At 67.4% G+C, this 15,203-nt stretch carries 1 protein-coding gene; it reads right to left on the bottom strand.

The genetic code is table 11. The features are described from left to right. Positions 1-15,102 (bottom strand): retention module-containing protein, encoded by a 15,102-nt coding sequence (locus tag CAP2UW1_RS24195; RefSeq protein ID WP_015768639.1) that lies wholly within the window; start codon positions 15,100-15,102, stop codon positions 1-3. Between the last annotated feature and the right edge of the window lie 101 nt (positions 15,103-15,203).

Here is a 15,203-nt window from a genome sequence, read left to right as displayed (position 1 = left end):
CTAGTCGGTAATCAGCTTGCCTTTCGTGAGCAGGTCCTGAATGATCAACTGGTCGGTCGTCAAGCCGCCGGCAGACAGGTCGACGCCGGCCAATACCACCTGCTGATCAACGGCAGCAGCGCTGTAGCCGCTGGCGAAGCCACCACTGCTGCTGATCTGCACCGTGGTGCTGCCTGCCGAAACGTCGAAGTGCAGGTAGTTGTCGAGGCTGCTCAAGGAGGAGTTCTCCCCTTGCAGCAGGTCGCGAAGATCGAGGACGTCGCCACCCGACGCACGCGAGGAATTGCTGAAGTCGGTCACCGTATCGACCGCCGGCGCCCCGGCGGCGCCGCGATCGGCAAGACGCCACTGGAAGACGTCGGCACCGAGGCCGCCGCTCATCAGATCGTTGCCGGCACCGCCGATCATGGTGTCGGCGCCCAGACCGCCACTCATCGTGTCGTTACCGGCATCGCCGCGCATGCTGTCGGCGGCGATGCTGCCACTGAGCACGTCGTTGCCGCTGGTCCCGACGGTCCTGATCGGCGGCGCCACTTCGCCGGCGCCGTTGACCTGAATGGTCAGTGTCGCGGTATCCACGCCGCCATCGGCATCGGTGACCCTGTAGGTGAAGACGTCACTGCCGACCTCGCCGGCGCCAAGCCGCTGTACCGCCGCGCGGGAATTGTCCAGCGTGTAGCTGTAGCTGCCATCGGCAGCGATGACGACCTTGCCGTAGATCCCGTCGATAGCCGCCCCGACACCGGCCGCCGGGGGCACTGCAGGAATGCCCGCAGCGACGCCGGTAACCGTGAGGTTGGCACTGCTGTCGGGATCGTAGTCCTGACCAGGCGTTCCCGGCGTCACATCGCCGACAACCGTCACCAGTGGGCTGCCGACGGGCGCCGCCGCGAAGCCATAAATCTGCTGTCCAGCCGTCACCACCCCGGTCGCTGCGGCAGTCCCTGCGGCAAGGTCGATGCTGTACATCGCCCCACCTGCCGTACTCCCGACGAACGTCCCGACATCCGTCTGCGCCAGGTTGTAGAGGTCGGTGGGCAAGCCGCTGACTACCGTGGAGACGCTGCCGGTCGCCAGATCCAGCTTGCGGATCGTGCCGGCGGTCGTCGACAGATACAGCGCGTTGTCGAAGAACAGCAGATCGCCGGAGGACCCTTGGCCGAAACTGCCCACACGCGTCGCGGCGCCGGTGGTCGTTGACAACTGGTACACATCGCCGCCGCTGCTGGTGGCGGCGGCAAACAGGCGACCGTCACCACTGGCAACCAGCGAATTGACGAAGGGCGCACCTGTCACCGGCCCGATCCGGGTGGCCGCGGCGGTCGTCGGATTGATGCTGTACAGCGTATTGGGCGAGCCCGTCAGGGCGATGCCGAAAAGCGTGCCGGTGGGGCCCACGGCAATGTCTCCGAAGACGACGCCGGCATTGCCGACCAGCGTGCGCGCACCGGTCGCCGGGTCAAGGATGCCGATATTGCTTGCGGCATCGTTGTAATAGAGCGTGTTGGCGGTGAGTTCGGAAACCGAGTTGACGTCGGCGACGGCCACCGGTCCGAGCTTGTAGCTTTCGTTGTCGGTAGCGGTCGCGGTATTGCCGGCGGCGTCGGTGGTGGTGATGCTGGCGTCGATCGTCCGGTCGGGGTCGGCGGCGAGGTCGGCGCCGGGAACGACGATGGCAAAGGTCAGCACGCCGGCGGTGTCGACGACGGTGCCGGTGAAGGGCTTGCCGTTGATCGTCAGGGTGACGGTGTCGCCAGCCCTGGCGTCGCCACCCGCCGTCCCGGTAACGGTGACCGGGCTGCGGGCCTCTGCGGCGCTGATCAGGTCGTCAGCCGTGATGCTCGCGTCGAGGGTGATGGTCGGGACTGGCGGCGCGGTGTCGATGGTCACCGCGTCGCTGCCGCTCGTACCGGGGTTGCCAGCGGCATCGGTGTAGCTGCCCGTAGTAACGGCAACGCTGCCCGGACCGGTGAAACCATCGGTTGCCGTGAAGATGGCGGTGAAGACTTTCGGATCCGCGGTAGGCGTCAGGCCGCTCAGCGTGCCACCGACGGCCGTGGTGTCGGCCAGGGTAAAGCCTACCGGCGCGTCGCTGAAGGTAAAGGTGACGGTCGACACCTTGTCGGTGCTGTTCAGGCTGGGATCGACGATGTCGACGATGACGCTCGGAGCGACGGTATCGATGGGCACCGTGTCGCTGCCGCTCGTACCGGCGTTGCCGGCGGCATCGGTGTAGCTGGCGTTGGCGACGCTGACGCTGCCGGTGCCGGTGAAACCGTCGGTCGCTGTGAAGGTGGCGGTAAAGACTTTGGGGTCGGCCGTGGCGGTGAGGCCGCTGACCGTACCGCCGACAGCGGTGATGTCGGCCAGGGCGAAGCCCACCGGGGCATCGCTGAAGGTAAAGGCGACAGTCGACACCTTGTCGATGCTGTTCAGGCTGGGATCGACGATGTTGACGACGACGTTCGGAGCAACGGTATCGATGGGCACCGTATCGCTGCCGCTCGTACCGGGGTTGCCGGCGGCATCGGTGTAGCTGCCCGCAGTAACGGCGACGCTGCCCGGACCGGTGAAGCCGTCGGTTGCCGTGAAGGTGGCGGTGAAGACTTTCGGGTCGGCCGTCGGTGTCAGGCCGCTCAGCGTACCGCCGACGGTCGTGGTGTCGGCCAGGGTAAAGCCCACGGGGGCATCGCTGAAGGTGAAGGTGACGGTCGACACCTTGTCGGTACTGTTCAGGGTGGTGTCGACGATGTCGACGACGACGCTCGGGGCGACGGTATCGATGGGCACCGTGTCGCTGCCGCTCGTACCGGGGTTCCCGGCCGTATCGGTGTAGCTGGCATCGGCGACGCTGACGCTGCCGGTGCCGGTGAAGCCATCGGTTGCCGTGAAGGTGGCGGTGAAGACTTTCGGGTCGGCCGTCGGTGTCAGGCCGCTGACCGTACCGCCGACGGCAGTGGTGTCGGCCAGGGTAAAGCCCACCGGGGCATCGCTGAAGGTGAAGGTGACGGTCGACACCTTGTCGGTGCTGTTCAGGGTGGTGTCGACGATGTCGACGACGACGCTCGGGGCGACGGTGTCGATCGGGACGGTGTCGCTGCCGCCACCGCCGGGGTTGCCGGCGGCATCGGTGTAGCTGCCCGCAGTAACGGCAACGCTGCCCGGACCGGTGAAGCCGTCGGTTGCCGTGAAGGTGGCGGTGAAGACTTTCGGGTCAGCGGTCGGTGTCAGGCCGCTCAGCGTGCCGCCGACGGCCGTGGTGTCGGCCAGGGTGAAGCCCACCGGGGCGTCACTGAAGGTGAAGGTGACGGTCGACACCTTGTCGATGCTGTTCAGGCTGGGATCGACGATGTCGACGATGACGCTCGGGGCGACGGTATCGATGGGCACCGTGTCGCTGCCGCTCGTACCGGGGTTCCCGGCGGCATCGGTGTAGCTGCCCGCAGTAACGGCAACGCTGCCCGGACCGGTGAAGCCGTCGGTTGCCGTGAACGTAGCGGTGAAGACTTTCGGGTCAGCGGTCGGTGTCAGGCCGCTCAGCGTGCCGCCGACGGCCGTGGTGTCGGCCAGGGTGAAGCCCACCGGGGCGTCACTGAAAGTGAAGGTGACGGTCGACACCTTGTCGGTGCTGTTCAGGCTGGCGTCCACGATGTCGACCACGACGCTCGGGGCAACGGTGTCGATGGGCACCGTGTCGCTGTTGCCGCTTCCGGTGTTGCCGGCCGTATCGGTGTAGCTGGCGTCGGCGACGCTGACGCTGCCGGTGCCGGTGAAGCCGTCGGTTGCCGTGAAGGTGGCGGTGAAGACTTTCGGGTCGGCCGTGGCGGTGAGGCCGCTCAGCGTGCCGCCGACGGCCGTGGTGTCGGCCAAGGTAAAGCCCACCGGGGCGTCGCTGAACGTGAAGGTGACGGTCGACACCTTGTCGGTGCTGTTCAGGCTGGGATCGACGATGTCGACGATGACGCTCGGAGCGACGGTATCGATGGGCACCGTGTCGCTGCCGCTCGTACCGGGGTTCCCGGCCGTATCGGTGTAGCTGGCATCGGCGACGCTGACGCTGCCGGTGCCGGTGAAGCCATCGGTTGCCGTGAAGGTGGCGGTGAAAACTTTCGGGTCGGCCGTCGGTGTCAGGCCGCTGACCGTACCGCCGACGGCAGTGGTGTCGGCCAGGGTAAAGCCCACCGGGGCATCGCTGAAGGTGAAGGTGACGGTCGACACCTTGTCGGTGCTGTTCAGGGTGGTGTCGACGATGTCGACGACGACGCTCGGGGCGACGGTGTCGATCGGGACGGTGTCGCTGCCGCCACCGCCGGGGTTGCCGGCGGCATCGGTGTAGCTGCCCGCAGTAACGGCAACGCTGCCCGGACCGGTGAAGCCGTCGGTTGCCGTGAAGGTGGCGGTGAAGACTTTCGGGTCAGCGGTCGGTGTCAGGCCGCTCAGCGTGCCGCCGACGGCCGTGGTGTCGGCCAGGGTGAAGCCCACCGGGGCGTCACTGAAGGTGAAGGTGACGGTCGACACCTTGTCGGTGCTGTTCAGGCTGGCGTCCACGATGTCGACCACGACGCTCGGGGCAACGGTGTCGATGGGCACCGTGTCGCTGTTGCCGCTTCCGGTGTTGCCGGCCGTATCGGTGTAGCTGGCGTCGGCGACGCTGACGCTGCCGGTGCCGGTGAAGCCGTCGGTTGCCGTGAAGGTGGCGGTGAAGACTTTCGGGTCGGCCGTGGCGGTGAGGCCGCTCAGCGTGCCGCCGACGGCCGTGGTGTCGGCCAAGGTAAAGCCCACCGGGGCGTCGCTGAACGTGAAGGTGACGGTCGACACCTTGTCGGTGCTGTTCAGGCTGGGATCGACGATGTCGACGATGACGCTCGGAGCGACGGTATCGATGGGCACCGTGTCGCTGCCGCTCGTACCGGGGTTCCCGGCCGTATCGGTGTAGCTGGCATCGGCGACGCTGACGCTGCCGGTGCCGGTGAAGCCATCGGTTGCCGTGAAGGTGGCGGTGAAGACTTTCGGGTCAGCGGTCGGTGTCAGGCCGCTCAGCGTGCCGCCGACGGCCGTGGTGTCGGCCAGGGTGAAGCCCACCGGGGCGTCACTGAAGGTGAAGGTGACGGTCGACACCTTGTCGGTGCTGTTCAGGCTGGCGTCCACGATGTCGACCACGACGCTCGGGGCAACGGTGTCGATGGGCACCGTGTCGCTGTTGCCGCTTCCGGTGTTGCCGGCCGTATCGGTGTAGCTGGCGTCGGCGACGCTGACGCTGCCGGTGCCGGTGAAGCCGTCGGTTGCCGTGAAGGTGGCGGTGAAGACTTTCGGGTCGGCGGTCGGCGTCAGGCCGCTCAACGTGCCGCCGACGGCCGTGGTGTCGGCCAGGGTAAAGCCCACCGGGGCATCGCTGAACGTGAAGGTGACGGTCGACACCTTGTCGGCGCTGTTCAGGCTGGCGTCGACAACGTCGACGATGACGCTTGGAGCCACGGTGTCGATCGGGACGGTGTCGCTGTTGCCGCTCCCGGCGTTGCCGGCGGCATCGGTGTAGCTGGCGTCGGCGACGCTGACGCTGCCGGTGCCGGTGAAGCCGTCGGTTGCCGTGAAGGTGGCGGTGAAGACTTTCGGGTCGGCCGTGGCGGTGAGGCCGCTCAGCGTGCCGCCGACGGCCGTGGTGTCGGCCAAGGTAAAGCCCACCGGGGCGTCGCTGAACGTGAAGGTGACGGTCGACACCTTGTCGGTGCTGTTCAGGCTGGGATCGACGATGTCGACGATGACGCTCGGAGCGACGGTATCGATGGGCACCGTGTCGCTGCCGCTCGTACCGGGGTTCCCGGCCGTATCGGTGTAGCTGGCATCGGCGACGCTGACGCTGCCGGTGCCGGTGAAGCCATCGGTTGCCGTGAAGGTGGCGGTGAAAACTTTCGGGTCGGCCGTCGGTGTCAGGCCGCTGACCGTACCGCCGACGGCAGTGGTGTCGGCCAGGGTAAAGCCCACCGGGGCATCGCTGAAGGTGAAGGTGACGGTCGACACCTTGTCGGTGCTGTTCAGGGTGGTGTCGACGATGTCGACGACGACGCTCGGGGCGACGGTGTCGATCGGGACGGTGTCGCTGCCGCCACCGCCGGGGTTGCCGGCGGCATCGGTGTAGCTGCCCGCAGTAACGGCAACGCTGCCCGGACCGGTGAAGCCGTCGGTTGCCGTGAAGGTGGCGGTGAAGACTTTCGGGTCAGCGGTCGGTGTCAGGCCGCTCAGCGTGCCGCCGACGGCCGTGGTGTCGGCCAGGGTGAAGCCCACCGGGGCGTCACTGAAGGTGAGGGTGACGGTCGACACCTTGTCGATGCTGTTCAGGCTGGGATCGACGATGTCGACGATGACGCTCGGGGCGACGGTATCGATGGGCACCGTGTCGCTGCCGCTCGTACCGGGGTTCCCGGCGGCATCGGTGTAGCTGCCCGCAGTAACGGCAACGCTGCCCGGACCGGTGAAGCCGTCGGTTGCCGTGAACGTAGCGGTGAAGACTTTCGGGTCAGCGGTCGGTGTCAGGCCGCTCAGCGTGCCGCCGACGGCCGTGGTGTCGGCCAGGGTGAAGCCCACCGGGGCGTCACTGAAGGTGAAGGTGACGGTCGACACCTTGTCGGTGCTGTTCAGGCTGGCGTCCACGATGTCGACCACGACGCTCGGGGCAACGGTGTCGATGGGCACCGTGTCGCTGTTGCCGCTTCCGGTGTTGCCGGCCGTATCGGTGTAGCTGGCGTCGGCGACGCTGACACTGCCGGTGCCGGTGAAGCCGTCGGTTGCCGTGAACGTAGCGGTGAAGACTTTCGGGTCGGCGGTCGGCGTCAGGCCGCTCAACGTGCCGCCGACGGCCGTGGTGTCGGCCAGGGTAAAGCCCACCGGGGCATCGCTGAACGTGAAGGTGACGGTCGACACCTTGTCGGCGCTGTTCAGGCTGGCGTCGACAACGTCGACGATGACGCTTGGAGCCACGGTGTCGATCGGGACGGTGTCGCTGTTGCCGCTCCCGGCGTTGCCGGCGGCATCGGTGTAGCTGGCGTCGGCGACGCTGACGCTGCCGGTGCCGGTGAAGCCGTCGGTTGCCGTGAAGGTGGCGGTGAAGACTTTCGGGTCGGCCGTCGGTGTCAGGCCGCTCAGCGTACCGCCGACGGCCGTGGTGTCGGCCAGGGTAAAGCCCACGGGGGCATCGCTGAAGGTGAAGGTGACGGTCGACACCTTGTCGGTACTGTTCAGGGTGGTGTCGACGATGTCGACGACGACGCTCGGGGCGACGGTATCGATGGGCACCGTGTCGCTGCCGCTCGTACCGGGGTTCCCGGCCGTATCGGTGTAGCTGGCATCGGCGACGCTGACGCTGCCGGTGCCGGTGAAGCCATCGGTTGCCGTGAAGGTGGCGGTGAAGACTTTCGGGTCGGCCGTCGGTGTCAGGCCGCTGACCGTACCGCCGACGGCAGTGGTGTCGGCCAGGGTAAAGCCCACCGGGGCATCGCTGAAGGTGAAGGTGACGGTCGACACCTTGTCGGTGCTGTTCAGGGTGGTGTCGACGATGTCGACGACGACGCTCGGGGCGACGGTGTCGATCGGGACGGTGTCGCTGCCGCCACCGCCGGGGTTGCCGGCGGCATCGGTGTAGCTGCCCGCAGTAACGGCAACGCTGCCCGGACCGGTGAAGCCGTCGGTTGCCGTGAAGGTGGCGGTGAAGACTTTCGGGTCAGCGGTCGGTGTCAGGCCGCTCAGCGTGCCGCCGACGGCCGTGGTGTCGGCCAGGGTGAAGCCCACCGGGGCGTCACTGAAGGTGAAGGTGACGGTCGACACCTTGTCGGTGCTGTTCAGGCTGGCGTCCACGATGTCGACCACGACGCTCGGGGCAACGGTGTCGATGGGCACCGTGTCGCTGTTGCCGCTTCCGGTGTTGCCGGCCGTATCGGTGTAGCTGGCGTCGGCGACGCTGACGCTGCCGGTGCCGGTGAAGCCGTCGGTTGCCGTGAAGGTGGCGGTGAAGACTTTCGGGTCGGCGGTCGGCGTCAGGCCGCTCAACGTGCCGCCGACGGCCGTGGTGTCGGCCAGGGTAAAGCCCACCGGGGCATCGCTGAAGGTGAAGGTGACGGTCGACACCTTGTCGATGCTGTTCAGGCTGGGATCGACGATGTCGACGATGACGCTCGGGGCGACGGTATCGATGGGCACCGTGTCGCTGCCGCTCGTACCGGGGTTCCCGGCGGCATCGGTGTAGCTGCCCGCAGTAACGGCAACGCTGCCCGGACCGGTGAAGCCGTCGGTTGCCGTGAACGTAGCGGTGAAGACTTTCGGGTCAGCGGTCGGCGTCAGGCCGCTCAACGTGCCGCCGACGGCCGTGGTGTCGGCCAGGGTAAAGCCCACCGGGGCGTCGCTGAAGGTGAAGGTGACGGTCGACACCTTGTCGGTACTGTTCAGGGTGGTGTCGACGATGTCGACGACGACGCTCGGTGCGACGGTGTCGATGGGCACCGTGTCGCTGTTGCCGCTTCCGGTGTTGCCGGCCGTATCGGTGTAGCTGGCATCGGCGACGCTGACGCTGCCGGTGCCGGTGAAGCCGTCGGTTGCCGTGAAGGTGGCGGTGAAGACTTTCGGGTCGGCCGTCGGCGTCAGGCCGCTCAACGTGCCGCCGACGGCCGTGGTGTCGGCCAGGGTAAAGCCCACCGGGGCGTCGCTGAAGGTGAAGGTGACGGTCGACACCTTGTCGGTACTGTTCAGGGTGGTGTCGACGATGTCGACGACGACGCTCGGGGCGACGGTGTCGATGGGCACCGTGTCGCTGTTGCCGCTTCCGGTGTTGCCGGCCGTATCGGTGTAGCTGGCGTTGGCGACGCTGACGCTGCCGGTGCCGGTGAAGCCGTCGGTTGCCGTGAAGGTGGCGGTGAAGACCTTCGGGTCGGCCGTCGGTGTCAGGCCGCTTAGCGTACCGCCGACGGCCGTGGTGTCGGCCAGGGTAAAGCCCACCGGCGCGTCGCTGAAGGTAAAGGTGACGGTCGATACCTTGTCGGCGCTGTTCAGGCTGGCGTCGACGATGTCGACGACGACGCTTGGGGCCACGGTGTCGATGGGGACGGTGTCGCTCCCGCCACCGCCGGGACTACCGGCGGCATTGGTGTAGCTGGCGTTGGCGACGCTGACGCTGCCGGTGCCGGTGAAGCCGTCGGTTGCCGTGAAGGTGGCGGTGAAGACCTTCGGGTCGGCGGTCGGCGTCAGGCCGCTCAGCGTACCGCCGACGGCCGTGGTGTCGGCCAGGGTAAAGCCTACCGGCGCGTCGCTGAAGGTAAAGGTGACGGTCGATACCTTGTCGGCGCTGTTCAGGCTGGCGTCGACGATGTCGACGACGACGCTCGGGGCGACGGTGTCGATCGGGACGGTGTCGCTCCCGCCACCGCCGGGACTACCGGCGGCATTGGTGTAGCTGGCGTTGGCGACGCTGACGCTGCCGGTGCCGGTGAAGCCGTCGGTTGCCGTGAAGGTGGCGGTGAAGACCTTCGGGTCGGCGGTCGGCGTCAGGCCGCTCAGCGTACCGCCGACGGCCGTGGTGTCGGCCAGGGTGAAGCCTACCGGCGCGTCGCTGAAGGTAAAGGTGACGGTCGATACCTTGTCGGCGCTGTTCAGGCTGGCGTCGACGATGTCGACGACGACGCTCGGGGCAACGGTATCGATGGGCACCGTGTCGCTGTTGCCGCTTCCGGTGTTGCCGGCCGTATCGGTGTAGCTGGCGTCGGCGACGCTGACGCTGCCGGTGCCGGTGAAGCCATCGGTTGCCGTGAAGGTGGCGGTGAAGACTTTCGGGTCGGCCGTCGGCGTCAGGCCGCTCAACGTACCGCCGACGGCCGTGGTGTCGGCCAGGGTAAAGCCCACCGGGGCGTCGCTGAAGGTGAAGGTGACGGTCGATACCTTGTCGGCGCTGTTCAGGCTGGCGTCGATAATGTCGACAACGACGCTTGGAGCCACGGTGTCGATCGGGACGGTGTCGCTGTTGCCGCTCCCGGCGTTGCTGGCGGCATCGGTGTAGCTGGCGTCGGCGACGCTGACACTGCCGGTGCCGGTGAAGGCGTCGGTTGCTGTGAACGTGGCGGTGAAGACTTTCGGGTCGGCGGTCGGCGTCAGGCCGCTCAGCGTGCCGCCGACGGCCGTGGTGTCGGCCAGGGTAAAGCCCACCGGGGCGTCGCTGAAGGTGAAGGTGACGGTCGATACCTTGTCGGCGCTGTTCAGGCTGGCGTCGATAATGTCGACAACGACGCTTGGAGCCACGGTGTCGATCGGGACGGTGTCGCTGTTGCCGCTCCCGGCGTTGCTGGCGGCATCGGTGTAGCTGGCGTCGGCGACGCTGACACTGCCGGTGCCGGTGAAGGCGTCGGTTGCTGTGAACGTGGCGGTGAAGACTTTCGGGTCGGCGGTCGGCGTCAGGCCGCTCAGCGTACCGCCGACGGCCGTGGTGTCGGCCAGGGTAAAGCCCACGGGGGCATCGCTGAACGTGAAGGTGACGGTCGATACCTTGTCGGCGCTGTTCAGGCTGGCGTCGACGATGTCGACGACGACGCTTGGGGCCACGGTGTCGATGGGGACGGTGTCGCTCCCGCCACCGCCGGGACTACCGGCGGCATTGGTGTAGCTGGCGTTGGCGACGCTGACGCTGCCGGTGCCGGTGAAGCCGTCGGTTGCCGTGAACGTAGCGGTGAAGACTTTCGGGTCGGCCGTCGGTGTCAGGCCGCTTAGCGTACCGCCGACGGCCGTGGTGTCGGCCAGGGTAAAGCCCACCGGCGCGTCGCTGAAGGTAAAGGTGACGGTCGATACCTTGTCGGCGCTGTTCAGGCTGGCGTCGACGATGTCGACGACGACGCTTGGGGCCACGGTGTCGATGGGGACGGTGTCGCTCCCGCCACCGCCGGGACTACCGGCGGCATTGGTGTAGCTGGCGTCGGCGACGCTGACGCTGCCGGTGCCGGTGAAGCCGTCGGTTGCTGTGAACGTAGCGGTGAAGACTTTCGGGTCGGCGGTCGGCGTCAGGCCGCTCAGCGTACCGCCGACGGCCGTGGTGTCGGCCAGGGTAAAGCCCACGGGGGCATCGCTGAACGTGAAGGTGACGGTCGATACCTTGTCGGCGCTGTTCAGGCTGGCGTCGACGATGTCGACGACGACGCTTGGGGCCACGGTGTCGATGGGGACGGTGTCGCTCCCGCCACCGCCGGGACTACCGGCGGCATTGGTGTAGCTGGCGTTGGCGACGCTGACGCTGCCGGTGCCGGTGAAGCCGTCGGTTGCCGTGAACGTAGCGGTGAAGACTTTCGGGTCGGCCGTCGGTGTCAGGCCGCTTAGCGTACCGCCGACGGCCGTGGTGTCGGCCAGGGTAAAGCCCACCGGCGCGTCGCTGAAGGTAAAGGTGACGGTCGATACCTTGTCGGCGCTGTTCAGGCTGGCGTCGACGATGTCGACGACGACGCTTGGGGCCACGGTGTCGATGGGGACGGTGTCGCTCCCGCCACCGCCGGGACTACCGGCGGCATTGGTGTAGCTGGCGTTGGCGACGCTGACGCTGCCGGTGCCGGTGAAGCCGTCGGTTGCCGTGAAGGTGGCGGTGAAGACCTTCGGGTCGGCGGTCGGCGTCAGGCCGCTCAGCGTACCGCCGACGGCCGTGGTGTCGGCCAGGGTAAAGCCTACCGGCGCGTCGCTGAAGGTAAAGGTGACGGTCGATACCTTGTCGGCGCTGTTCAGGCTGGCGTCGACGATGTCGACGACGACGCTCGGGGCGACGGTGTCGATCGGGACGGTGTCGCTCCCGCCACCGCCGGGACTACCGGCGGCATTGGTGTAGCTGGCGTTGGCGACGCTGACGCTGCCGGTGCCGGTGAAGCCGTCGGTTGCCGTGAAGGTGGCGGTGAAGACCTTCGGGTCGGCCGTCGGTGTCAGGCCGCTTAGCGTACCGCCGACGGCCGTGGTGTCGGCCAGGGTAAAGCCCACCGGCGCGTCGCTGAAGGTAAAGGTGACGGTCGATACCTTGTCGGCGCTGTTCAGGCTGGCGTCGACGATGTCGACGACGACGCTCGGTGCAACGGTGTCGATGGGCACCGTGTCGCTGTTGCCGCTTCCGGTGTTGCCGGCCGTATCGGTGTAGCTGGCGTTGGCGACGCTGACGCTGCCGGTGCCGGTGAAGCCGTCGGTTGCCGTGAAGGTGGCGGTGAAGACCTTCGGGTCGGCCGTCGGTGTCAGGCCGCTCAGCGTGCCGCCGACGGCAGTGGTGTCGGCCAGGGTAAAGCCCACGGGGGCATCGCTGAACGTGAAGGTGACGGTCGACACCTTGTCGGTACTGTTCAGGGTGGTGTCGACGATGTCGACCACGACGCTCGGTGCGACGGTGTCGATGGGCACCGTGTCGCTGTTGCCGCTCCCGGCGTTGCTGGCGGCATCGGTGTAGCTGGCGTCGGCGACGCTGACACTGCCGGTGCCGGTGAAGGCGTCGGTTGCTGTGAACGTGGCGGTGAAGACTTTCGGGTCGGCGGTCGGCGTCAGGCCGCTCAGCGTGCCGCCGACGGCCGTGGTGTCAGCCAAGGTAAAGCCCACCGGGGCATCGCTGAAGGTGAAGGTGACGGTCGACACCTTGTCGGTACTGTTCAGGGTGGTGTCGACGATGTCGACGACGATGCTCGGTGCGACGGTGTCGATGGGCACCGTGTCGCTGTTGCCGCTTCCGGTGTTGCCGGCCGTATCGGTGTAGCTGGCGTCGGCGACGGTGACGCTGCCGGTGCCGGTGAAGCCGTCGGTTGCCGTGAAGGTGGCGGTGAAGACTTTCGGGTCGGCCGTCGGCGTCAGGCCGCTCAGCGTGCCGCCGACGGCCGTGGTGTCGGCCAAGGTAAAGCCCACCGGGGCATCGCTGAACGTGAAGGTGACGGTCGACACCTTGTCGGCGCTGTTCAGGCTGGCGTCGACGATGTCGACGACGACGCTTGGGGCCACGGTGTCGATGGGGACGGTGTCGCTGCCGCCACCGCCGGGACTACCGGCGGCATTGGTGTAGCTGGCGTTGGCGACGCTGACGCTGCCGGTGCCGGTGAAGCCGTCGGTTGCCGCGAAGGTGGCGGTAAAGACCTTCGGGTCGGCCGTCGGCGTCAGGCCGCTCAGCGTGCCGCCGACGGCCGTGGTGTCGGCCAGGGTAAAGCCCACCGGGGCGTCGCTGAAGGTGAAGGTGACGGTCGACACCTTGTCGGTGCTGTTCAGGCTGGGATCAACGATGTCGACGATGACGCTCGGAGCGACGGTGTCGATGGGCACCGTGTCGCTGCCGCTCGTACCGGGGTTCCCGGCGGCATCGGTGTAGCTGCCCGCAGTAACGGCAACGCTGCCCGGACCGGTGAAGCCATCGGTTGCCGTGAAGGTGGCGGTAAAGACCTTCGGGTCGGCCGTCGGTGTCAGGCCGCTCAGCGTGCCGCCGACGGCCGTGGTGTCGGCCAGGGTAAAGCCCACCGGGGCGTCGCTGAAGGTGAAGGTGACGGTCGACACCTTGTCGATGCTGTTCAGGCTGGCGTCGACGATGTCGACGACGACGCTTGGGGCCACGGTGTCGATGGGGACGGTGTCGCTCCCGCCACCGCCGGGACTACCGGCGGCATTGGTGTAGCTGCCCGCGGTTACGGCAACGCTGCCGGTGCCGGTGAAAGCATCAGTCGCCATGAAGGTGGCGGTGAAGACTTTCGGGTCGGCCGTCGGCGTCAGGCCACTCAGCGTGCCGCCGACGGCCGTGGTGGCGGCCAGGGTGAAGCCCACCGGGGCGTCGCTGAAGGTGAAGGTGACGGTCGATACCTTGTCACCGCTGTTGAGGCTGGGATCGGTAATGTCAACGACGACGCTCGGGGCGACAGTGTCGATCGCAACGGTGTCGCTAGCGCCACGGCCAGGATCACCGGCGGCATCGGTGTAACTGCCCGTGGTAACGCCAACGCTACCGGTACCCGTAAAGCCGACAGCCGCCGTGAAGGTGGCGGTAAACACCTTCGGGTCGGCGGTGGGCGTCAGGCCGCTCAACGTGCCGCCGACGGCCGTGGTGTCGGCCAGGGTAAAGCCCACCGGAGCGTCACTGAAGGTGAAGGTGACGACCGACACCGCGTCACTTCTGGTCAAGCTGGTATCGACGATGTCGACAACGACACTCGGGGCGACGGTGTCGATGGACACGGTATCGCTGGCGCCACGGCCAGGATCACCGGCGGCATCGGTATAGCTGCCCGCGGTAACGCCAACGCTGCCGGTACCGGTGAAGCCGTCAGCCGCTGTGAAGGTGGCGGTGAAGACTTTCGGGTCGGCGGTTGGCGTCAGGTCGCTCAGGGTGCCGCCGACCACAGCAATGTCGGCCAGGTCGAAGCCGCTCGGAGCGTCACTGAAGGTGAAGGTGACGGTCGATACCCTGTCGCCGCTGTTCAGGCGGGTATCGACGATGTCGACGACGACGCTCGGGGCGACGGTGTCGATGGCGACTGGGGTATCGGCGACACCGCCTGGGTTGCCGGCGGCGGCGATCGAGCCAACGGCGGCCGCCGCAGTGGCTGCACTCTGCGCCGCCAAGCCAGCATCGATCAGGTCGATCAGGCCGTCGGCGGCGCTGCCCGCCCCACCAAGCACCTCGTCAACGGGAGCGGTTCTGGCAGTGCCAAACTCAAAAGCCAGCGGATCCACATTCTCGACGATGCGCAGCAAGCGAACAAACGTGGGTCCTCCGTCAGCACCTCCGGGCGTGCCCGCGCCAGCCGCCGTCTCGTCGAGTAGCGCGTCGAGGCTGCCGCCTTCGTTGATCGCCTTGATGACCCGGTCAACGTCCCTTGCCCCGCCGAGCAGGGCGGCGTCCGTGGCGTCCGGCTTCACCGAGGCGAACACTTCGGCATCGACCGTCAGCGTCTCGTTGGCGCGCAACACAAGCGACTGGCTGTCGGGGGTGGCCAGGTCGACGCGGCTGCCGGCGCCAGTGACGACGACGTCGCCCTCGTAGATCACATCGCCGATGCGCAATTGACGCAGATTGCCGTCCTGGTCCTTTGCGAAAGCCTTGCCCTGGATCGCCGAAACGCGTGCGAGAGGTGTCCTGTCAGCCATGGTGAAGCCTCGAAGCGGAGTTTGGAAGACCGCAACGATAGCCCACGCCGCCGGGGCCGACTACTGTACTGACGTACGGGAAGAAAGCGTGTCGGCGGGCG

It is taken from the genome of Candidatus Accumulibacter phosphatis (assembly GCF_000024165.1).
GTDB lineage: Bacteria > Pseudomonadota > Gammaproteobacteria > Burkholderiales > Rhodocyclaceae > Accumulibacter > Accumulibacter phosphatis.
Note: the sequence above shows the minus strand (reverse complement) of the source record. Positions and strands in the feature narration are given on the sequence as shown.

Bases quoted from the DNA above. Each gene is read 5' to 3' on its own strand.
- CAP2UW1_RS24195 (WP_015768639.1), bottom strand. From the start codon at position 15,102: ATGGCTGACAGGACACCTCTCGCACGCGTTTCGGCGATCCAGGGCAAG.